Genomic DNA, 22,423 nt, shown 5'->3' with positions numbered 1-22,423 from the left:
AGTTAGTTTAATAAGATACCGTCACGTCAAAACCCTCCTTCCGGGCCCGTTCCGCAATCGCATCTAATTCTTCTTTAGTAGCTTTTTTCAAAGCTTTAACCGGGGTCTCCCTATCTATCGTATAAATCATGACTTGTTTCGGACGGATTTGTTTTAAGGCGGAGATCCAGCCCGCTATCTCCTCTTCTGTCATATTATTAACCGATTTCCCATTTACTTCCCCCTTCAAGAACATGGTCTGTATAATCAAGTTTCCGTTAAAACGACATAATTGCTTTAATAAAGACTCGAAATTAAACGCCGGAGAATTAGGTACGTCTATCTGCCGAATCCGACTGTCTAATACAGAATCCAGTTTCAATATGTTATCCTCTATTTTATTCAAGGCTTGAAAGACCTCCTCTTTCTGGAGCATCGTAGAATTAGAAAGCACGGCGATTTTAGCATCAGGGAAAAATCGATCCCGGATAGCGACCGTATCATCAATGATTCTACCGAATTCCGGGTGTATCGTAGGCTCTCCGTTTCCGGCGAATGTAATTACATCCGGAACGATCCCTTCCGCTTTCATGGAACTTAGTTTTTGCTCTAAGGCTTCCCTCACTTCCGTACGAGTAGGCAGTTTACTATGGGTCCTATGATTCTCATTCAATCCACATTCGCAATAAATGCAATTAAAAGAGCATAATTTCCCGTCTGTAGGAAGTAAATTCATCCCTAAAGAGACACCTAGACGCCGACTATGTATCGGGCCAAATACTATTTTATCAAAAAGAATTGTAGACATAGCGCTGTTTGTTTTTACCCACGCAAATCTACTCTAAAATTTCCAGCGAAGCAAAGCATAAAGATCTGTTTTATCAGAACCGCTTATCTCCTCCGTATCAGTACCTATCAAATCCCTGTCCCAATAATGGGTGTGAGCCAGTTTCGCAGACAAGGATAAACGTTTCCAAATATCCAGACGAAAGGTAAGGGCAAACCGCATCCCATCCCCATAAAAAAAGGGCATATTAAAGGCATATAATATATTCTTCTCATACGAACTGACCCGGCTATTGTAATCATCCGTATAAAACCACGCTAGATAACCATCTATTTGAAGAGGTAGGGTAGTGGGCTTCCAGCCTATACTTTGGGAGATCATAATTCCTTTATTAAGTTTCTTTATAGGATCATCGAATAGAATACCATCTAAGGAAGTCTTAAAAATAAAAGGAGAAGAAAAGTTATAAACCTGTTGAAAACGAATACGATGTTGTTTACAAGTATTGATTTTCAATAAATTATCATTTTCAAAAGTTCCATTCTTTTCTTTTTGTCGATATTTATAACGAAGATAAGCTGAATAGTTTCTACTAGGGGTATAATCTATCTGAGCCATATATTCCTGTCCTCCGGAAGGAGCGTCTATCCCGTATTTCAACCAAGGGAAACGGAATAAGTCCGCATAAACGGATAATTTCCAGCGGGCGATCGGAGTCAACTGAAATCCCATATAAACCCCTTGCTCGTTCTGAACCGTAGAGCCTTGCGAGAAAGCGTTCCCAAACAAAGCTTGATAACGGCGATCGTAATAGCGGTATAATACCAAGAAAGATATGTAGGAGGCAGGCGTTAATTGCAAGGCATTCAAGGTCGAAACAGCTCCGTTTTTCGAAAGGGCAATCTCGCCATAAAACTTGATACGGTTCGTTTTCAACATATAGTCAACACCCATGTTGAAATTGTTGGAACCTTTGAAATAGAATAGATTATAAGGTTTTGGATCAGGATCCATCTTAAACTTACCGAATGAATAGGAGAGAGCCGTTAAACCTACATGAAAATGAGGCTTAGCATAGCGGATATTTCCTCCATATACCTGCATCGTTATCGTTTTCCTCTTTTCCCAATCCCGTTGCAAACGATGAAGTCCATCTGTTTTTAATGAGGTGAATGTCAAGCTATCTACGGCCGCATCCATTTTTCGGTACGAATAGAAAACACTTATATCCAAGTTTTTAATCGTGATCGTACCGGCCACCCCTCGAAAGAAATCCTGTTCATTGGTAGAAAAGTGCCTACGGAAGCCGTTTGTCCTTCGCTCTGCTTGAGCGACTACTGCCGTACGACTAGGAGAAAAGTCATTGCTAATCACCAGACCTTGTCCGAAAGACATCTTGTAATCCCCTATAGCCAAGCTTTTTAACCAGTTGATATCTTTTAGGAATAGATGTGCGGAATAAAAGTCATATCCTTTATGATATGCGTTCCAAAAAGGTTCGCCCGCATCTTTCTCGGCTACGAAGCCTGCTTGTAAACGATCCTCGAAAGTATAGGAATAACGTAAGGAGTGATAGAAGGGTTCTCCTCTATATTTACGATTCGGATATAACAAAAGTATGCTGTCCGTTTGTTCACCATATCCCTTTTTCTGTTGAAAACATTGATCATACCTGATTTGTAATTCATTACGACCATATTTCAACAGGTTCTTAACCGTAAGCAACCGTTTTTCAACAAGATTATCACCTATATAAACAAATGGAAGGAGAAGAGATATCGTCTGAAAATCGATATCCTCTATATTCTTCAACTCATAGATGCTAACCATATTTCCGTATCGTTTCCGATAGGAGAGGAGCTGCTCAATTTGGCGATCGGATAGAAAAGGTAATCGCTTCAGTTGTTCTTCCGTCACGGCATTCAAATCAAAAGGATGCTCAATTAAATAAGATAAATCGGCATACAAACTTTCGATACGCTCCGTATCCTCGGTTTCCAAGGCTAGTTCCTCTACATACTCTATCCACTTATCAACAGTATATTCTATTTGAGAATTAGCGTAATAACTATTTATCAACAGGATTATCGACAAGATTATAAACAATCGTTTCATAGCTAAGTATCATTTAAAAAGAGAATGATAAACCAAGACCAGTACTCATCCCTAAAATCGGATGGTAAATAGAGGCTACATCTATCGTAAAGCAAGAAAAGTTATAACCAATTCCTAAAGAGGGCAGGAGAGGAGCGGTCTGTATTCCGGCACGAATAAAAAAAGAATCGAAAGCGGTGTATTCAAGACCTAAGTTTCCAACAACTAGGTTTTCATTTTCCGTTCCTGCACTTCCTGTAATTAACAGACTGTTTATAATCTCCCATTGAAAACTTATTTGAATTAAGTAATAATTAAAATCTTCTATTTCAATATCTTTATCTCCTATAGAAACAGATGGTAAATTCATTATTAACATTCCTATTAACAACTTATCAATAGGAGAGAAAGTGATTCCAAGATCTGTTGACAGTCTGGATCTTGTATTTTCTAATAGATCAGTTTGCAAGAAACTATAGTGAACTCCAAGCCCTAACGCCCATTGATCCCCCAAGCGTTTTCCTCCCAGCACACGAACCATCATCTCCCTGTATTTATCAAACCCGAAAACAGAGATATCAACACCTACGGATAATAGTTGATTCGGATAATAAAAACTACCGGACATCGTACCCAGTTCTTTCAACATGTACCGAGTAAAGTATTCTAAATGAATGGATTTTTTATCTTTATCGACAATAAGGGCCGGATTGAATAAAATAGATTGCGTCGCCACATTCCCTCCCATTCCCACGCTACGAACATCCGGTAAACGTAAGTTATCAACACCATGTACATACAATGAAAATACCCCCGCAAACAGGGATAGCAATAGATATTTCATAGTTAAGATTTTGTATGGTTTCTATTTATTCTTCAAGTTTTTCTTATTATCCTTATTTATCCTACGCTGTACCTTTTTAATATCCTCATTAGGAGAAAGTTGTTCAGGCTTAATCCCCCTTTGCAATAACATATCACGTACAGCAGTATTGTTATCAATATGTTCTTTTTCAATAGGAGATTGTCCATATAGATCCTTCGCTTGCACATTTACATTTGTCATTTCAGTCGCTAGGTCTTTAGCTTTTATACTTATAGTCGGTAAAAAATCAGCGATAGGTCTATTCGTGGGGACGTTCATTCTCTTTTTCAACATCTGTGTACTTAAATTGAATAAAGCTTGATCTCCCTTAGAACGAATAATCGCGAATCCTTTATTATCAATACCTCTTTCGTATAAGATTCCAGATAATTGTTTTTCAGTCTGACTCAATTTTTCCCTGGCCTTTAAGCGTTCACAATCCAATAGACGTTGTTCAATCACCTCGGCCTTACGGGTTTGTACCGCAAAATAAGTCTGTGCGAAAGCGACTTGTGGTTTACGGCTATCACCATTTTGTGCGATTAAATAGCATGCGTAGCGTGTTAATAAGATGTCATCTATTTGTTTTTCAACACCATAACCTATTGAAACCATTTTCCCGACGTCGGGAAAATGGTTTTGTACATCTTCTCCCGCATTCCGGCACGCTTCTTTGGCTTTCACCACTACATTATTGATAAAGTTATCCCATTTGGCATATCCTAATAGGGGTTGCAACTCTCTGGCACTCCAGCATTCTATGCCTTCTACCTCACATGAAATGGATTCGAATTTTCCGAATAGGGCGGTAATTTCTTCTTTCTTCATAGTTAATATATTCTTAAGTTGTTGTCAATTGCGCAAATGTAATGTTTTATATTCATTTAGCAAGTTATTAACAGATAAATGATGCTGAGAGTCACGCAGTATTTATATTTTCGCGGTATATGATACGAAAAGGGATATATTGTGTTTTGGCTCTACTTGTTCTCTGTAGCTTTAAAGGGATGGCGCAGGCGGTAAAGACAAATATTGTTCCGGAAGGTTATCAGAAAGCTCAACTGTATGAAGGTGATACAATGGCTGTCGTCAACCTTCGGGAAGTTTTTATATATCCTCAAGTTAAGTTTAAGAATAAGCGTGAACAAGCCAAGTACAATAAGTTGGTACGAGACGTAAAGCGTACTTTGCCCTATGCCAAGATGGTGTATGATACGTTGATAGAGACCTACGAATACATGGAAACCTTACCGAATGACAAGGCCCGCCAAGCCCACTTGAAACGGATGGAGAAAGAGTTGTTCGCCCAATATAAACCGGAACTAAAAAAATTATCCTTCTCGCAAGGCAAGCTACTTATCAAACTGATCGATAGGGAATGTAATCAATCCAGTTACAATTTACTGAAAGCCTATCTGGGAAGTTTCCGTGCGGGCTTTTGGAATTTCTTCGCAGGCATGTTCGGAGCCAGTCTGAAATCGGAATACGACCCGAAAGGTAAAGATGCCATGACCGAACGGGTCGTCGTATTGGTTGAGAATGGTTTAATCTGATAGTTGCTTGAAGAAATCCCAGATCACGATACCGGTAGTAACCGATACGTTCAAGGAATGCTTTGTACCGTATTGAGGTATTTCAATACATATATCACAGTTATCAACCACATTTTGTTGAACGCCTTTTACTTCGTTACCCATGACGATAGCGTATTTCTTTGTCTTGTCTAACTGCAAGTTATCTAACATGACACTACCTTCCGCTTGCTCTACGGCACATACCGTATACCCCTCTTGGCGCAGTTTATCAACAGCCTCCGGGGTATCCTTGAAATATTCCCAATCTACGGTTTCTTCCGCTCCTAAGGCGGTCTTATGGATCTCCGCGTTCGGAGGGCAAGCCGTAATACCACAAAGATAAATAGCCTCTACCCGGAAAGCATCGGAGGTACGAAACACGGAACCCACGTTATTAAGACTTCTAATATGGTCTAAAACAACGATTAAAGGTATCTTCTTACTTTCCTTAAAAGCCTCGGGAGTCAGGCGGTTCAATTCGGTTACTTTTAATTTTCGCATAACAAATATCTTTGACCGCGAAAGTAGCGAATATCCGTGGATATGCCGTTGAAAAGCTATTAATAAGTAGTGGACATAAAATGAAAAATATTTCTTGCTTTATTCAAATACTTGTCCATACACCCCCCTTTCTCAAATTAGCAAATGAATAAGCCACTTATTTATTACGCGCTATCAACAGCCCTTATACACCTATTGACAGCCTTGCTGGAGGATCTATTTTTTCACAATCAAGGTTATCAACAATAAACAGCTAAATATTCATAAAGTCTATAACTATAAGAACTACAATCTATAGATAGACATCCATGCTGTTGGTATCCTTTTGATAAACCGTTCACAGACTTTAATAAGTCAATAACCAAAGATTGTAACAAAAATGTATTAACCATTTCAACAGCCTATCATATTCATCATATTTATTTTTAAAATTAAAGATTAATAAGAATATAATATAATGATTGTGGATAACTCTTGAGGGTTGAGGGCAACTCATCCATCGGTGGCAAAGATAAGAATCTTTCTTGTTATTTCTATAAATGAAGAAAGTTTATACCTTTGTGCTTTGTGAACAATAGGTTGATAAACTAGATAAGATGAAGATTATCAGTAATACTTTCTGTGGATAATATTGTTTATATATAGTGAAAAGCCTATTGGGAGCAGTAGAAACAGGAATCATTAATATATAAGGCTATGTTGACAAACCAATCAATCGGGTACATGGATGCGCCCGTTCCTAAGGATTTAGACCTTAAGGAAGCGATCGACAAGTTACGTAAAGAGAAGAATGCGATTATTTTGGCGCATTACTATCAAACAGGCGATATACAAGATATAGCGGACTATGTGGGAGACAGTCTGGCCTTGGCACAATGGGCGGCTAAGACGAAGGCGGATATCATCGTGCTTTGTGGGGTTCACTTTATGGGAGAGACGGCGAAGATCCTCTGCCCGGATAAGAAAGTGCTGGTACCGGACTTGAATGCCGGTTGCTCCTTGGCGGATAGTTGTCCGGCTACGGAGTTCGCCGAGTTCGTCAAGCAACATCCCGGTCATACGGTAATCTCTTACGTGAATACGACCGCCGCCGTGAAAGCGGTCACGGATGTGGTGGTTACTTCCACGAACGCCCGCCAGATCGTGGAGAGCTTCCCGGAAGGTACACCGATGATTTTCGGTCCGGATCGTAACTTAGGTAATTATATCAATAGCATCACGGGACGTAATATGTTGCTTTGGGATGGCGCTTGCCACGTGCATGAGCAATTCTCATTGGAGAAGATCTTATCTTTGAAGAAACAGTACCCGAATGCGGAAGTGATCACCCATCCGGAATGCAAGCAGCCGGTTATACAGGTCTCAGACTTCGTAGGATCGACCGCGGCTTTGCTGAAGCATACCATTAAGTCCGACGCAAAACAATTCATTGTAGCGACGGAAAGTGGCGTTATTCACGAGATGCGCAAGCGGAGTCCGGATAAGGAATTCATCCCGGCTCCTCCGAACGACAGTACTTGCGCTTGCAACGAATGTAATTTCATGCGCTTGAACACGATGGAGAAGCTATATAATTGCTTGAAGTTCGAGATGCCGGAGATATTCGTGGACGAGGAGGTACAGAAGAAGGCCATCAAACCGATCAAGAAGATGTTGGAGATCTCTGAGAAGCTGGGACTCTGATCCAAACAAATGCGGGATAGGTCTCAACCGATAGGCCGGACTTGAGTGATATAAAAGCTAAGCCCGGTCTATTATATGTAAATAATCAAAATTATGTACAATATCTACAACTATCCTTATAATCATTTGATTTTAAAATATTTATCCTATTGTTGTAGATAGGAAAACATCTACAATAGTAAGTCTTTATCTACCATCATTTCCCGCTTTTAGTAAGTGTCTTTGCCATGCCGTCAAAGGAATTTTCTACACTCTACGTATATAATCAGTCCGTTTTTCTTCCTTTCTTTATATAGATAAAATATTAATATATAAGTATTTGTGGTTTTTTATGGTAAAACAAAAGTTTTACACATGGAAAACATTTGTTTTCATAGAAGAAAACTAAAGTTTTGTACTGAAGAAACTTCTGTTTTCCCATATAGAAACTTTTGTTTCCCTAGGAAGAAACCATCTGCTTCGCTACTCGAACTCGGACGATCCCGGGAAAGAATATATCAAGAATGATCGCTATTAATTACCGTAACATTCTGAATTTAGTTACTTTTGCGTAGAAATCTAATTGTAATTCTCAATATCATGAAAAAGATAGGACTAATGTTGGCCTTATTATGGGTGATTTGTGCGCTCTCGTGGGCTTCTTCTCCGGATGCCCGTATTAAGGGGCAGTTAATAGATGCCTCTACGAATCAAGTGATTAATTATGCGGATATCTTTCTGTTTACGATGGGAAGTGAAAAACCTTTGCAACAGACTTTTCCGGACGATCAAGGACGTTTCTCGTTTACTAAGGTGGCTCCGGGTAATTATGTGGTCATGGTCCGTCTGATGGGATATGATGTGTTTACAAAGAATGATATCATCTTGGATGCCTCGTCTCCGGTGGATTTAGGTAAGTTGATGATGAGTCCTTTGGAGGTAGGTATCGCCGAAGTGGAGGTAGTGGCCGAGAAACGTCAATTGGTTTATAAGTTGGATAAGAAAGTGGTCGAGGCCTCTTCCAATATGATGGGAGGAGGCGGTTCCGCCGTGGATATATTAGAGAATACGCCTTCCATACGGGTAGACGCGGAAGGCGATGTTACTTTTCGTGGAAGCAGCGGCTTTTTGGTTTACATAGATGGTAAGCCGAGTGTCTTCTCGGGTACACAGGCTTTGGAGCAAGTCCCGGCCGGGCATATAGAGAATATAGAGATTATCACGACGCCCTCCGCCAAGCATGATACGGAAGGCGACGTGGGTATCATTAATATTATCACGAAGAAGCATTCCCAGCGGGGATTGAGTGGGATGGTGAATCTCTCGGGAAGTACGTGGCTTTCCCGCCATGTCGATTTCTTGTTGGCACAGCAACATCAGCGTTCCCGTTGGTACATCGGCGGACAGTGGACAGACCGGTTGCGCAAGAGTGATTTCGACCAAGAGAAGATGACGGTGGTGGGCGATCAGACCACTACCTCGCATTCCGTCGGGCCTCGTACGGGAAACAGCTATCATTATACGATGAAAGGCGGTTGGAGCCTGAATCTTCCCAAGACAACCATCGCGTTGGATCTGGAGGGCGGCTATGGCGGAAATAAGCGTAAGGGAGAGATGAACTATAAGGAAACCCGTTCGGTAGCGGGCGGCTCTCCGGTGACGGAAGATTATCGAAGCATAGATGATTATGATAATGATGAGAATATAGGTTTGGGAAGTCTGGCGGTACAGCATAAGTTCAACGATAAGGGACACGAGCTTTCCGGTAGTGCTTATTACAAATATGGCGGCCATGCCTTGGAATATTTCTTTAACGACTTGATGTCCTTGGAAGGGCAACGCCAACAGGGGCACCGTGCTTATGAGGCCGAGCACCGGGAAACGATGCGTATCAATCTGGATTACGCCTTGCCTTTCGGGAAAGGAGGTAAGCTAGAGGCGGGTTACCAATATTATTCTTATCTGGAAGACGGCGATTACAATATGGAATGGTGGGACCCCAAGGGACAAACGTTCTTTTGGCGTGACGATATCTACAACACGTTTTATTTTCAAGAAGGGGTGAATTCTATCTATACGATTCTTTCCCATACGTGGAAGAATTTAGAGGTGCAAGCCGGCGTTCGGGGAGAGCATACGCATACGGTCTTGCGAAGTTCCGTGGAGGGAGCGGATCGTACGAAGAATCGTTTTGAGTTTTTCCCATCGGTGCATTTGGGCTATACGTTCCCGAATGAACATCGTTTGTTGGCTTCCTATTCCCGTCGTACCACACGTCCGCAGCTTTTCTATATGGAGCCTTATATCACGTATCGCGACTTTTATACGGCCGAGATCGGTAATCCGGATATACGTCCGGAGTACATCAACTCCTTTGAATTGAACTACCGGAAGAGTTTCGGGGAAAACACGGTATCCGCCACCGCCTTTCATCGGTATCGGAAGGATAAGATCGAGCGGTTGCGTGTTCCCTATTCAGCTGGTGTAACCTTGGATTCGATGGCGAACGTAGGACATGATTACTCGACAGGTATCGAGCTAAGCGTCAGCCTGCATCCGGTGCGCTGGTGGAATACCACGGTCAACGGAAACGTTTATCACTATAAGGTGAAGAACGAACAGGCCGCCGGTGGAAATACGACCTCAAGCACCAATTACGATATCCTATGGAATAACCTGTTTAATCTGGGGAAATACACCCGTATCCAATTGGATGGTAGTTTTGTAGGCCCTTCCGTAACGACGCAGGGCCGTACGGACGCTTATTGGTATGCGAACGTAGCCGTCCGTCAGCAACTATGTAACCGAAAACTAACCGCCACCTTAGCTTTCCGGGATATTTTCCGTTCTGCCAAATATATCAGCGATATCCAAACGGCAGATTTACGCTCCCTGACACGTATCAAACCCAAATATCCACAAATCACGTTGACGTTGAGTTGGACATTTAATAGTTTCAAGGCTAAATCCACCCAAGCGAAAGAAGATCGCTCGGAGATGTTTGAGGGTATAAAGCATTGATATTGTATCTTTACTATATTGGTTTGTCTTCGGGAAACAACTACGATTGCAAATAAATTCTGCAGTCGTAGTTGTTTCCCTCTTTTACGGATGGTGGAATTTGGTTCTTGGCATTAATCGCTGCGAAAGGAGCGGAGAAGATAACAGATCCGATCATCCGAGCATTGCGTTCATCTGGTTTTTCTTTTTAGGATGATATAAACAAGGTTTCTCTATGTATTTCCAGGATAACATACCTAATCCGGTGCTAAGGATAGTGGTAAGAGCCAATGTCAATATAAAGCTATATTGATCAAGTCCGTAATGAATGAATATCTGGATGATCGGGAAATGAATCAAGAAGATACCATACGAGAAATTTCCCATCCGATTGAATACATGTAACCACTTGAATCCATAAGCTACCGTGATAATGATAGAGGCTAGAGCGATAGGCTCGAAAATACTCAGCAACAGATACTCTCTACCCAATAAAAGAAATAGGCTGACAGGGAACAAATATCTCATATATTTTCGAAAAATAGGGAAATAGGCAAGTATGATAATACCAGAACAAAAGTACATCATTTGTCCGGGGAATTGTCTTTTCATGAATTCATAAATAGGGTTGTGTGTCATATCATCTAAATAATTACACGTTGTCGAGTAGATGAAAGATAAGATATAAATAAGAAGTAGGCATACTAATTTGTTATATCTTTTCAGTAACCAATAGATAATGGGTATGGTGATATATAGCATGAATTCAACCTTGATAGTCCATAAAGACCCATTCATCGCTTGTAAAGGATTGGTATCGAATACGCCGGGTAAATCCGGCGATAAAAAGTTAAATGTAAGTAAATTACAGATAAGATAGGTGTATAAGCTAGAAGAGGTGAGGTATTCCCTGCAGGATAAGGAAGTAAGGAATAATCCGATTAAGGCACATAATAAAATAGTCAAGCTGTAGGCGGGCATAATACGTTGAATACGTTTACGGAAAAAAATCCGGGTATTAGGCGTACGTAAGAAGCTAAACATAACAAGAAATCCACTAATAATAAAGAAACCTTTCACTCGAAATCCTCCGCTAACAAACCAAAAAGGATCTGTCTCTGTCAGTGTGCTGAAATGGTTGAACATGACAGAATACGCAAGAAAGAAGCGAATAAAATCAAAATTATTCGCTTCTTTTACTTGATTTATTAATCTGGAGTTGAGTAAAACTTTCTCTGATTGATTCATTGTTCTATTTGACTACAATGATTTTTGTTACAACGCTCTCTGAGGCTTCCTCTGTGGAAGCTAGTACAAGATATACGCCTGTCGCTACACGTGATCCGCTTGCGTTCCGGCAATTCCAGATAGCTTGCCCCCCCAAGGATTTAGTTTGATAAATAATATTTCCGTTTAAATCCGTGATTTTTACATTCGAATTATCCATTAATCCTACAATCGTTACTTTATCCATATGTTCGGGACGTACCGGATTAGGATATGCATAGATCTCCGAGTAATCAGATTTACCTTCCGAAGCTTCTCCTTGATAGGAATTTAGTCCTTTATCGGTACCGATAAAAACCTCACCGGTCTTATCGTTTATCTCTATATCGTATATGTTATCGGAAAGGAGCGGGCTATTGGTCGTATTAAATTGATAAACGATTGTCTCATTATCATTATCTAGAACATAGACGCCATTTCCTTTGGTTCCAATCCATTTTCGATTACCTGCGTCTACTTTTAGGGTCGTGACAACAACGTTATCTAAGAAATAAGCGAGATTACCAGTTTCCTCATTGGTATATTTTACCCTTGTACAACGTGTAGCGGCTTTATCCTCAGTGGAAGAGATCCTAGGTTTAGTGAAATATACGGCCCCCCGATTCGTACCAACCCAGATATATCCATCCTTATCCTCGGCTACGCATGTATAATTACTAGGAGTCAATTCTTTTCCGTCGGTATCAATAAGTGTAGTAAACTCATACGAGGAAACTTCATCTAAAGACTCGCTATTCGGTATCATTACAAGTTTAGGTGTGTTACGAGGCACATAAATCCATTTGTCGTTAGTGGAGGTTATAAGTATATCGTTTATTGTATAGACTCCTCTAAGTTGCTCGATATCCAAACGATGCCATGCTCCTGCTTTGTCAAGAACAAGTACCGCATGGTTAACTTCTGAGCTTGTCATCCACAAATTTCCATTTTTATCAAAGGCCAGTCCATCTATATAACAATAACCGGACCCATAGCCTCCCGCGGTTTCTTTAAAGGCATTCTTTTCATTGTATGACTGGACGGGAGTTCCATTCTTATATTGGATAACGCCATCACCCATGGAAGAGGCGTATACGATCTCATCATTAGAATCGTCGGTCGTTACGGCTATACTTGTATAGTCTCGTGGATTTCTTGGTAAATTGAGTTTCTTTTGGGCTTCTTTAGGATCGATAAAAGACCATTTATCATAATCGTATGTAAGAATATAACCTCCTTTGTCGAAGCGCTTACCATTTAGGAGGTCTTTACCTCCTATGATCATATATACTTTATCATTTTTACAAACAATATCGAATGCGCTATTGCTGTAAGGTCCGTCTAAAATGATAGGTTCATTAAGAGCCTCAAAACTATTTGAGCCTTTCCGTTGGATGGAACGTAGCCCTTTGCTTCCTTCCGCTATCCAATATTTGTCTGTTTGATAGGTACTGATGTCATTGATACTTAAGTTTATTTGGTCAAACTTTTGTGTATCGGATACGATGAAAACCCTTGAGTTATCTATACATGCTAATTTTTCGCCTATTACTTTCATGTATTTTAGGGTTGAGCTATTTATTATTCGGGAAAGCTCTCCATTGTTTTCATAGAAGATACCTTGCTGACTGACCAAGTAGAACAAGGTATTCTTGAATGAAGCGATAGCTGAGATCGTATGACTATCGGAAAGGTTTGATAATCCATAGGGCTTCCAGTTTGCCTTATCCAGTAGGTTCTCTTTTAATGAGGCGTATATAATCCCCGAAGATACTTCTGCTTTATTGGTTGTAGAGGCATATATATTGCCATTCTGTATGGCACACGATGTTATATTTAAGGAAAGCTTGTAGGTATCCTTTATTTCCTTTTTGGCCATATTGACCACGACGATACCAAATGCTGTCGATAAATAGGCATATTCATCATGTACCAATACTGAATTGATTTGTTTGTCTCTTATGGACGTACTGGTCGACAGATAAGGTAGATTTGTCGCCACTCCTCCCTCAAGTATATCTATATTTGAATTATCATAGATAATAAGGAGTGATTTTGTTTGTTTATTATAGCGGATCAAAGAAATCGTATTATCATTTAATCCGTTTCCTTTATAATATTGCTTAATACTATTATCATCTTTTCCATACGTATAAAGAGATCCTTCCGCTACCACAAATACTTGGTCGTTCGATTCCTCTACGCTGTTTGTGTTATTGTAAGAAAGATACGTTTTCCATCCGGTTGTATTAAAATTAGCGGCTAATACAGTGAATGAAAAAAATGAAAATAGAATAATAGTAAGTATATGTCTCATATTAACAATTGTAATCAGATAAAAATGATGTTAACTTCATGACGGCTTTCGCACGATGGCTGATCTGGTTTTTTGTATCGTTACCCATCTCGGCGAAAGTTTGTGTATAGGTATCAGGCATGAATATAGGATCGTATCCAAATCCGCTATTTCCGCGTTTTTCGGTAGTGATAGAGCCATTCACGATACCGTCGAAGGTATATTCTTTTCCGTCAAGGACTAGAGCTATGACCGTGCGGAAACGTGCTTTTCTGTTTTCTTTATGATTCATTTCGGACAACAGCTTGTTCATATTAGCTTCCGAGTCGTGCCCTGTTCCTGCGTAACGAGCCGAATAGACTCCCGGAGCATTATTCAATACCTCGACTTCTAATCCCGTGTCGTCAGCGAAACAATCATATCCGAATTTCTCCTTGATATAGCGGGCTTTTAGCAAAGCATTTCCCTCTAAGGTATCTGCCGTCTCGGGGATATCGTCATGGCAATCTATATCGGATAAACTTATGATTTCCGCGTATCCGGCGGTTATCTTGCGGACCTCGTCCAGTTTGTGTTGATTATTTGTCGCGAATACAAGTTTCATATTTCGTAATCTATTAAATAAGAAAGCATTTCTATACGGTAGATATATAACGTATGGAAATGCTTTAAATTGTTTGTATATTCTTTTTTAAGTCTTTATCTGATCGAACCCCTCACCATATACCCCTCGGACAATGCTTTGGGAGATGAACGCTTGGTGGTCTATCCGTTTCACGATCCGGAAGATGGAGACGGATTCGGATTTCTTGGCGAGTAGTACGACTACCTTGACGGGTTTGCGGGAATAACCGCCCTCGCCGTCCAGTATCGTACAGCCACGGCCTAAGTCATGGATGATGCGATCCGCTATCTCGTCGTACTTCTGGGAGAAGATGAGGAATTGTACGGATTGGCGGTTACCGTTCAATACCATGTCGAGAACGTAATTGCTTATGACCATCTCCACGAAACCGAAAACGATCTTGTCCACGTTATGGAACAGGAAGAAAGAGGAACTGATGATGAAGAAATCGCAAAACAGAAGGATACGTCCGATCGATATATTCTTATATTTATTGATTACCGCACCGATAATATCCGTACCTCCGGTACTACCGTTCGCCGAGAATACCAATCCTAGTCCGGCACCACACATAAACGCTCCGATTATGATAGCCATAAACGGCTGGTCGTGCAGTATAGGTTGTCCTTTCAGCAGCCACTCGAAGAGAGAGAGAGAAGCCGAGAGTGAGAAAACTCCGAAAATAGTTTTTATCAAGAATTTTAGACCAAGGATCTTTAAGGCTACCACCAACAAGGCTACGTTGATGACAAAATAAGATACGGATACCGGGATCAATCCATTGGAGGCAAAGAAGATCAACGCACAGATACCACTTACCCCACCTGTCACGATCTCGTTGGAAAGGATAAAGGCGTTGAATCCGAATCCGTATAATAAAGTTCCGAACAGGATCATTAGATAATCCTGTACGGAAAAATAGATTTTTGTGAGTTTTAAGTTCATCCCACTACGATATTAACGATTTTGCCGGGAACGACAATAACTTTCTTAACGGCCTTGCCTTCCATCCACTTCGCTGAGTTCTCATGGCTCAAGGCCGCCTTCTCAGCGTCTTCACGGGAGATATCTGCCGGAAGTTCGAGGTTGAAACGGGCTTTACCATTGAATGAGATGACGTAGGTAACTGATTTTTCTACCAGATACTCTTCGTTATGTTCCGGCCACTGGGCATCGCAGATGGTCGTATCATGTCCTAATTGATGCCATAGCTCTTCCGTGATGTGGGGAGCGAACGGAGCCAATAAGGTGATCAGCGGCTCCAAGATGGCGCGCTTGCTGCATTTTAAGCTCGTTAACTCGTTCACGCAAATCATGAAGGCGCTAATGGACGTGTTGTATGAGAAATGCTCGATGTCGAACGTTACTTTCTTGATCAGCTTATGCAAGGATTTCAATTCGTCGGCCGTAGGCTCGGCATCGGTAACTTGCAGGGTATCCGTATTGCCGAAGAACAAGCCCCAAAGCTTCTTTAAGAAACGGTGTACGCCATCGATACCGTTCGTATCCCAAGGCTTGGATTGCTCCAACGGGCCTAGGAACATCTCGTACAAACGTAGGGTATCGGCACCATATTTCTCAACGATCATATCCGGGTTCACTACGTTGAACATGGATTTGGACATCTTCTCGACCGCCCATCCGCAGATATATTTACCATCTTCCAATACGAACTCCGCGTCGTTGTATTCCGGACGCCAGTTCTTGAAAGCCTCTATATCCAACAGATCGTTAGATACGATATTTACGTCTACATGGATAGGGGTGACCTCGTATTGGTCTTTCAAGTTCAAGGAAACGAATTTATTGGTTCCGTTGATGCGGTACACGAAGTTCGAGCGTCCTTGGATCATACCTTGGTTGATCAATTTCTTGAACGGCTCTTCCTCGCAAACGATACCCAAGTCGAACAAGAACTTATTCCAGAAACGGCTGTAAATCAAGTGGCCGGTAGCGTGTTCCGTACCACCGATATATAAATCCACGTTTCTCCAATATTCATCCACGTCTTTAGCTACCAAGGCTTTATCATTACGCGGGTCCATATAGCGCAAATAATAAGCGGAAGAACCGGCGAAGCCCGGCATCGTACAAAGCTCTAGCGGGAAGATCGTCTGGTTATCGATCTTCGATACCTCGGTGACTTTTTGGTTTACCGTGTCCCAAGCCCATTTAACGGCGTGTCCTAATGGAGGCTCGCCCGTCTCGGTAGGCAAGAATTTATCTACTTCCGGCAGCAACAGGGGCAGACATTCTTCCGGCAACATCTGAGGCATGCCATCGGCGTCGTAATATACCGGGAACGGTTCGCCCCAATAACGCTGGCGGCTGAAAATAGCGTCGCGCAAGCGGTAGTTTATCTTCACACGTCCCAGATCGTGATCTTTTACGTATTTCTTGGTAGCGGCTATCGCTTCCTTGATCGTCAGTCCGTTCAAGGAAAGATCGCAATAAGGAGTAACGCCGGCTCTCGGAGAATTGCATACGATACCTTCCTTGGCATCGAAACTTTCCTCGCTTACGTCGCAACCTTCCACCAAGGGGCGGATTTCCAGTCCGAAATGCTTCGCGAAAGCGTAGTCGCGACTATCGTGCGCCGGAACCGCCATGATCGCTCCCGTACCGTAGCCGGCCAATACATAGTCGCTGATCCAGATGGGAACTGCCTCGCCCGTAAACGGGTTAATAGCATAGGAACCACTGAATACACCGGTTACCTGACGGTCGGCGATGCGCTCGCGCTCGGTACGTTTCTTGGTACGATCTAGGTAAGCGTCTACTTCTGCTTTTTGGTCTGCCGTAGTTAATTGTTGAACCAATTCGCTTTCCGGAGCTAATACCATGAAGGTAACACCAAACATCGTATCGGCACGGGTCGTAAAGATCGTGAATTCCCTGTCGCTGTCTTTTACCTTGAAGCGAACCTCGGCACCTTCGCTGCGTCCGATCCAGTTCTTTTGGGTCTCTTTCAAGGAATCCGTCCAGTCGATCGTATCCAATCCGTCCAACAGGCGTTGCGCGTAAGCGGATACACGTAAGCACCATTGGCGCATGATCTTTTGTTCTACCGGATAGCCTCCACGCTCGGAAACACCGTTCACGACCTCATCATTCGCTAATACGGTACCCAAGGCGGCACACCAGTTTACCATGGTCTCGCCACGATAAGCGATCCGGTAGTTGAGTAATATCTCTTGTTTTTCTTTATCGCTCTTGGCTTTCCATTCCTCGGCGGTGAAACTAAGTTCCTCTCCGCAAGCTACGTTCAGACCTTCCGTACCACTTGTCTCGAAGGCTTGTATCAACTCGCTGATCGGGCGGGCTTGCTTCTCGTCGTTGCAGTAGTAGCTGTTGAACATCCGGATGAAGGCCCATTGCGTCCATTTGTAATATTCGGGATCACAGGTACGGATCTCACGGCTCCAATCGTAGCAGAAACCGATCTTTTCCAATTGCTCCCGATAACGGGCTATATTATTCTTTGTCGTGATCTCCGGATGTTGTCCGGTTTGGATGGCGTATTGCTCGGCGGGTAGTCCGTAAGCGTCGTAACCCATCGGGTGCAATACGTTGAAACCTTGCAAACGTTTGAAACGCGAATAAATATCAGAAGCTATATAACCGAGCGGGTGGCCAACGTGTAATCCCGCACCGGAAGGATAGGGGAACATGTCCAATACATAGTATTTAGGCTTATTCGTGTCTTTTTCGACTTTATAAACCTTTTCGGCAATCCAGTAGTCGTGCCACTTCTTCTCAATCTCTCTGAAATTGTACTCCATGATCGTTTATCGTTTTTGTATCGTTTTCTATTTAAGGCCACAAAGTTAGTGAATTTATTTATTTTATATGAGTTATTTACATGAACTGTTTATTTCACGTAACCAATCCGGGGGCGAGATTGATTCTCGGTTCTTTTCGCTTGTAACTCAGCGAGTGACAGATTGATTAGCTCAAGTTGCGTACGGGTATCTTCGTTGATGTCGTTGTAATCGGCAAATGCTTCTTCGATATACGCTTTGAGTTCCTTTACTTCTTGTTGGAGTTCAAGCAAAGGGGAGGAAGAACTTATTATTTGTCGTATGCCGACGAAAGCACGCATGATAGAGATATTGACTTTAATGGCTGTATCGGATCTGAGTACAGAAGAAAGCATTGCTATACCTTGCTCCGTGAAAGCGAATGGAGCATATTGGTTACCTCCTTTCTTTGAGATGCCAATTTGGCATACCATATTGTTTTTCAAGTTGTTAAATTCTTGAATTGTTAATGTGAACATAAAATCATCAGGAAAGCGTTCTATGTTTCGTCTGACCGCACGTTTCAGTTGGGCGGTTTCTGTTCCATACATTTCCGCCAGATCAAAATCCAGCATGACTTTTTGCCCTCTGATCTCATAAATCTTGTTTTGTATCGCTTGTAATTCCATAGTATAAGAACTTATTAGTTTACTTTATTTGATATAACCAATTTTAGGTCTTTTAGCATTGTTCTTTTTCTTTGTAGCCAGTTCGGAAAGAGCTATGTAAATATTATCCAAAGACTTTTGGGTGTCTTCACTGAGATCATTGATAGCGCAAAGGGTTTCCTCATTAGCCATTTCAAGAGATTTGATACGTTCTTGTAGTTCTTTAATTTCGATGGAACTAGTGATAGTTTGTAAGGTATAATTCCGGATAGCGACAAAGGCTCTCATAATGTTTCTGTTGATTTCTATGGCAGTTTTAGAATTTAGCACACTACTAAGCATAGCCACCCCTAATTCCGTGAAAGCAAAAGGCTTATATTTGAAATTACTACCTCTTCCTTTGTTCAAGATACCAAATTGGCATCTTGAAAGTTCCTCCTTGGTTAACTCAAACATGAAATCATCTCCTTCAAAGCGTTCTATATTACGTCTGACCGCACGTTTCAATTGGGCAGTTTCCGTTCCATACATTTCCGCCAGATCAAAATCCAGCATGACTTTTTGCCCTCTGATCTCATAAATCTTGTTTTGTATCGCTTGTAATTCCATAGTATAAGAACTTATTAGTTTACTTTATTTGATATAACCAATTTTAGGCCTTTTAGCATTGTTCTTTTTCTTTGTAGCCAGTTCGGAAAGAGCTATGTAAATATCATCCAAAGACTTTTGGGTGTCTTCACTGAGATCATTGATAGCGCAAAGGGTTTCCTCATTAGCCATTTCAAGAGATTTGATACGTTCTTGTAGCTCTTTAATTTCGATGGAACTAGTGGTAGCTTGTAAGGTATAATTCCGGATAGCGACAAAGGCTCTCATAATGTTTCTGTTGATTTCGATCGCAATGTCTGAGTTCAGCACACTACTTAGCATTGCGACTCCTAGTTCCGTGAAAGCGAATGGCATATATTTAAAGTTATTACCTCTACCTTTATTCAAGGTCACAAATTGTGATCTTGAAAGTTCCTCCTTGGTCAATTCAAACATAAAATCATTTCCCTCGAATCGTTTAGGATTACGCCTGACTGCCTGTTTAAGTACCCTTGTCTCTATTCCATACATTTCCGCCAGATCAAAATCCAGCATGACTTTTTGCCCTCTGATCTCGTGAATCTTGTTTTGTATCGTTTGTAATTCCATAGTAAAGATTTTAGTTTAATATTATGTTCGCAAAGGTTTGTAAAATAATTGAGATAAGCAATAAGCTAGTTGGATATTAATGATTGGTTGCATTTGTAAGTTGTACAATGAGTTATTGCTGATCCGGCTTATTGTCTATTTTTTATGTGTTCTTATTTTCCTTATAAGATTTCCGGGAAAAACACGTACGTGATTTATGAAAAACACGTACGACTTTTCGGAAAAACATGTACGTGTTTTCCGGAAAACATGATGATGTTTTTATATCACTGATATTCATGTATATATAACTTGATACCTTTGCATGGACTTATTGTGTGTTTTTTCTTCTTGTATTTGTTATTTTGTTGTTCTATCGTTTGTTTATGAATTAAAAATATTTAATTTTGCTTATCTATAATAAAGGATGAAGTCATTTATATATATACTATTAACTTCCTTGACTTTCCTTGTGGTAGGATGCCAAAATGAATCTGAGGAAATCCGTTTGATCAATCAGGCGGAACGCCTGTTTGATGCCTATCCGGATAGCGTAATCACTACATTGGATTCCATTCCGCTCCCGGAAGAGATGAGTCCCCGTCTGATAGCCCGTTGGTGTATGTTGTACGCACGTGCCGCCGATAAAATAGAGGACGAAATGCCTTATACGAACCAGCTTGAGATCGCCTTGAAATACTATCAAAAGAAAAAGATGCGGGAAGAGGAGGCTGAGATCGGCCTTTATCTGGGGCGTTCGTATGTGGAGGATAAGGAGTACGAGAAGGCAATGAGGGCTTACTCCGATGCGCTGGAGGTAGCGTTGGCGATTAAGAACTATAATCGTGCCGGGTATATTTGTAGTTATATGGGGGATTTGTATGAACTGGATGATCGTTATGTGTTAGCTGCAAAAAAATATAAGGAGAGCGGACGGTATTTTCGATTGGCCGGTAATATGAAAAGCTATGTGCGTTCGTTTGTGAATGAGGGAAGGAGTTATATGGATGTTGATTCTAATTATTTAGCTTTAACTATATTGAAGCGAGCAGAAGTGATAATAGATTCCTTGAGAGTAGATGAGGTTAGAAATTATGTATACAATGGTCTAGGTAATATATTTAATGTTTTGGAAAAATATGATTTAGCTGAAAAATATTTATTGAAGAGCATAAAAGAGGATTCGAGTGATACTGCTTCGGATTATTTGACCTTATCAGATCTTGAGCAAAAGCGTGGAAATTTAGAACAAGCGGAAAATTATCTTCAAAAGGCTAATAGTGTATCCATAGATAATGATTTTGTACCGGCTACTATTGCTTATCATTATTATAAAATAAATAAAGAAAGAGATGATTATAAAAGAGCTTTGTCTTTTTATGAAGAATATGTAGCAGCAGAGGATTCCCTTATGAATATAAGTAAATCTGTCGATATATATGATACAGAACAAAAATATGAACATTTGAAATTGCATAATGAAAATATAAGATTACTATTAAAGGGGCAAAGGAATTATACTTTTATATTGATATTGTTATTTTTATGTGCTTTACTCATTATTGTCTATTTAGCTACGATAAGAAGAAAGAATCGTTCACTTTTAAAACAACAAGAAAAAATTAATACTTTGAATCAAAGCATATATCAATTATATGCAGAACTTCGGAGAAAGAGTGATGAACTAATCCAATTGCAAAATACTCAGTATTCTTCGGTGAAAATGCAAGTGGAATATGAAAATGTACAGAAAGAGGTAGATAGCTTGAGATCTCGATTATTCGAATTAAGAGAATCTAAAATTCTCAATAGTAATTTAGCTAAAAAAATAAAGAAAATATCTCAAACTGTGCAGCCTAATCATTCTGAAGCACCCGTTTCCGAAAAAATGTGGATTGATATTGAAGTTTTGATGATGGAAGTTTACCCTAGTGTTATAAAGGTACTGAAGGATGCAGGCTTGTCACCATCGGAGATGCATCTTTGTTTCCTTACATTATTTAAACTTGATTCAACAGCTATATCTATCCTTTTAAATATTATTCCTACTTCCGTCGATCGTACACGTTTGCGAGTACGAAAGAAATTAAATTGGGAAGGTAAACAAGGATTGTATGAATCTCTTGTTAATATTTAGTATGTAATAAACCTTCATTTAAGGGGCTCTACGATTGTTTGTCTATGTATTTG

At 40.7% G+C, this 22,423-nt stretch carries 17 protein-coding genes; 4 read left to right on the top strand and 13 right to left on the bottom strand.

Features of this window, described 5'->3' with window-relative positions:
* Nucleotides 1-7 precede the first annotated feature (7 nt).
* From CI960_RS21280 to dinD, 4 genes are read right to left on the bottom strand one after another with little or no spacing between them, the layout of a single operon-like run.
* Complete coding sequence (locus CI960_RS21280) at nt 8-787, bottom strand: radical SAM protein (RefSeq protein ID WP_005860354.1); 780 nt, start codon at nt 785-787, stop codon at nt 8-10.
* Between the two features lie 33 nt (nt 788-820).
* Nucleotides 821-2,881 carry a helix-hairpin-helix domain-containing protein gene (locus CI960_RS21275; RefSeq protein WP_005860356.1) on the bottom strand — a complete coding sequence of 687 codons (2,061 nt, stop codon included), beginning with the start codon at nt 2,879-2,881 and terminating at the stop codon, nt 821-823.
* Nucleotides 2,882-2,894: 13 nt separating this feature from the next.
* Nucleotides 2,895-3,704, bottom strand: coding sequence for a hypothetical protein (locus tag CI960_RS21270; RefSeq protein ID WP_005860358.1), 810 nt, complete (start codon nt 3,702-3,704; stop codon nt 2,895-2,897).
* A gap of 21 nt (nt 3,705-3,725) precedes the next feature.
* Nucleotides 3,726-4,553 (bottom strand): DNA damage-inducible protein D, encoded by an 828-nt coding sequence (gene dinD, locus CI960_RS21265; RefSeq protein WP_005860360.1) that lies wholly within the window; start codon nt 4,551-4,553, stop codon nt 3,726-3,728.
* A 119-nt stretch (nt 4,554-4,672) separates the two neighbouring features.
* Between dinD and CI960_RS21260 the strand changes: the two genes are divergently transcribed.
* The gene (locus CI960_RS21260) at nt 4,673-5,278 is read left to right on the top strand and encodes a DUF4294 domain-containing protein (protein WP_008773191.1); all 606 of its coding nucleotides are present in this window, start codon (nt 4,673-4,675) and stop codon (nt 5,276-5,278) included.
* Here CI960_RS21260 and CI960_RS21255 read toward each other — a convergent pair.
* Nucleotides 5,270-5,800 carry an RNA methyltransferase gene (locus tag CI960_RS21255; protein WP_005860365.1) on the bottom strand — a complete coding sequence of 177 codons (531 nt, stop codon included), beginning with the start codon at nt 5,798-5,800 and terminating at the stop codon, nt 5,270-5,272. The genes CI960_RS21260 and CI960_RS21255 overlap by 9 nt on opposite strands.
* Before the next feature lie 696 nt (nt 5,801-6,496).
* On the opposite strand from CI960_RS21255, the gene nadA reads away from it, so the two are divergent.
* Both nadA and CI960_RS21245 read left to right on the top strand, forming a co-directional pair.
* Nucleotides 6,497-7,483: a quinolinate synthase NadA gene (gene nadA / locus CI960_RS21250; RefSeq protein WP_005860367.1), complete on the top strand. Its 987-nt coding sequence runs from the start codon at nt 6,497-6,499 to the stop codon at nt 7,481-7,483.
* Between the two features lie 579 nt (nt 7,484-8,062).
* Entirely contained in the window at nt 8,063-10,483 is a 2,421-nt protein-coding gene (locus CI960_RS21245; RefSeq protein WP_005860369.1) for a TonB-dependent receptor, read from the top strand.
* Between the two features lie 153 nt (nt 10,484-10,636).
* Here CI960_RS21245 and CI960_RS21240 read toward each other — a convergent pair whose 3' ends face one another.
* The 8 genes from CI960_RS21240 to CI960_RS21205 form a co-directional block, all read right to left on the bottom strand.
* On the bottom strand, nt 10,637-11,608 hold the full coding sequence (locus CI960_RS21240; RefSeq protein WP_229038791.1) for an acyltransferase: 972 nt from the start codon (nt 11,606-11,608) through the stop codon (nt 10,637-10,639).
* 106 nt (nt 11,609-11,714) lie between these two features.
* Nucleotides 11,715-14,045: a T9SS type A sorting domain-containing protein gene (locus tag CI960_RS21235; protein WP_094582562.1), complete on the bottom strand. Its 2,331-nt coding sequence runs from the start codon at nt 14,043-14,045 to the stop codon at nt 11,715-11,717.
* Nucleotide 14,046: 1 nt separating this feature from the next.
* On the bottom strand, nt 14,047-14,628 hold the full coding sequence (locus CI960_RS21230; RefSeq protein ID WP_005860384.1) for a non-canonical purine NTP diphosphatase: 582 nt from the start codon (nt 14,626-14,628) through the stop codon (nt 14,047-14,049).
* Nucleotides 14,629-14,715: 87 nt separating this feature from the next.
* Complete coding sequence (locus CI960_RS21225) at nt 14,716-15,594, bottom strand: YitT family protein (protein WP_005860386.1); 879 nt, start codon at nt 15,592-15,594, stop codon at nt 14,716-14,718.
* Nucleotides 15,591-18,431: a leucine--tRNA ligase gene (leuS, locus tag CI960_RS21220; protein WP_005860388.1), complete on the bottom strand. Its 2,841-nt coding sequence runs from the start codon at nt 18,429-18,431 to the stop codon at nt 15,591-15,593. The genes CI960_RS21225 and leuS overlap by 4 nt, the downstream gene beginning before the upstream one ends.
* Nucleotides 18,432-18,520: 89 nt before the next feature.
* Nucleotides 18,521-19,078, bottom strand: a complete 558-nt coding sequence (locus CI960_RS21215; protein WP_008773200.1) for an ORF6N domain-containing protein — start codon at nt 19,076-19,078, stop codon at nt 18,521-18,523.
* Nucleotides 19,079-19,102: 24 nt separating this feature from the next.
* Nucleotides 19,103-19,666, bottom strand: a complete 564-nt coding sequence (locus CI960_RS21210) for an ORF6N domain-containing protein (protein WP_094582560.1) — start codon at nt 19,664-19,666, stop codon at nt 19,103-19,105.
* 24 nt (nt 19,667-19,690) lie between these two features.
* Entirely contained in the window at nt 19,691-20,254 is a 564-nt protein-coding gene (locus CI960_RS21205) for an ORF6N domain-containing protein (protein WP_009016534.1), read from the bottom strand.
* A gap of 406 nt (nt 20,255-20,660) precedes the next feature.
* Between CI960_RS21205 and CI960_RS21200 the strand changes: the two genes are divergently transcribed.
* Entirely contained in the window at nt 20,661-22,370 is a 1,710-nt protein-coding gene (locus tag CI960_RS21200) for a lipopolysaccharide assembly protein LapB (RefSeq protein WP_005860394.1), read from the top strand.
* Nucleotides 22,371-22,423 lie beyond the last annotated feature (53 nt).

The sequence above is a fragment of the Parabacteroides sp. CT06 genome (genome assembly GCF_002257605.1).
In the GTDB taxonomy this organism is placed as follows: Bacteria; Bacteroidota; Bacteroidia; order Bacteroidales; family Tannerellaceae; genus Parabacteroides; species Parabacteroides distasonis.
This window is presented reverse-complemented; position numbering and strand designations above follow the sequence as displayed.

Bases quoted from the DNA above. Each gene is read 5' to 3' on its own strand.
- CI960_RS21280 (WP_005860354.1), bottom strand. From the start codon at position 787: ATGTCTACAATTCTTTTTGATAAAATAGTATTTGGCCCGATACATAGT.
- CI960_RS21275 (WP_005860356.1), bottom strand. From the start codon at position 2,881: ATGAAACGATTGTTTATAATCTTGTCGATAATCCTGTTGATAAATAGT.
- CI960_RS21270 (WP_005860358.1), bottom strand. From the start codon at position 3,704: ATGAAATATCTATTGCTATCCCTGTTTGCGGGGGTATTTTCATTGTAT.
- dinD (WP_005860360.1), bottom strand. From the start codon at position 4,553: ATGAAGAAAGAAGAAATTACCGCCCTATTCGGAAAATTCGAATCCATT.
- CI960_RS21260 (WP_008773191.1), top strand. From the start codon at position 4,673: ATGATACGAAAAGGGATATATTGTGTTTTGGCTCTACTTGTTCTCTGT.
- CI960_RS21255 (WP_005860365.1), bottom strand. From the start codon at position 5,800: ATGCGAAAATTAAAAGTAACCGAATTGAACCGCCTGACTCCCGAGGCT.
- nadA (WP_005860367.1), top strand. From the start codon at position 6,497: ATGTTGACAAACCAATCAATCGGGTACATGGATGCGCCCGTTCCTAAG.
- CI960_RS21245 (WP_005860369.1), top strand. From the start codon at position 8,063: ATGAAAAAGATAGGACTAATGTTGGCCTTATTATGGGTGATTTGTGCG.
- CI960_RS21240 (WP_229038791.1), bottom strand. From the start codon at position 11,608: ATGTTCAACCATTTCAGCACACTGACAGAGACAGATCCTTTTTGGTTT.
- CI960_RS21235 (WP_094582562.1), bottom strand. From the start codon at position 14,045: ATGAGACATATACTTACTATTATTCTATTTTCATTTTTTTCATTCACT.
- CI960_RS21230 (WP_005860384.1), bottom strand. From the start codon at position 14,628: ATGAAACTTGTATTCGCGACAAATAATCAACACAAACTGGACGAGGTC.
- CI960_RS21225 (WP_005860386.1), bottom strand. From the start codon at position 15,594: ATGAACTTAAAACTCACAAAAATCTATTTTTCCGTACAGGATTATCTA.
- leuS (WP_005860388.1), bottom strand. From the start codon at position 18,431: ATGGAGTACAATTTCAGAGAGATTGAGAAGAAGTGGCACGACTACTGG.
- CI960_RS21215 (WP_008773200.1), bottom strand. From the start codon at position 19,078: ATGGAATTACAAGCGATACAAAACAAGATTTATGAGATCAGAGGGCAA.
- CI960_RS21210 (WP_094582560.1), bottom strand. From the start codon at position 19,666: ATGGAATTACAAGCGATACAAAACAAGATTTATGAGATCAGAGGGCAA.
- CI960_RS21205 (WP_009016534.1), bottom strand. From the start codon at position 20,254: ATGGAATTACAAACGATACAAAACAAGATTCACGAGATCAGAGGGCAA.
- CI960_RS21200 (WP_005860394.1), top strand. From the start codon at position 20,661: ATGAAGTCATTTATATATATACTATTAACTTCCTTGACTTTCCTTGTG.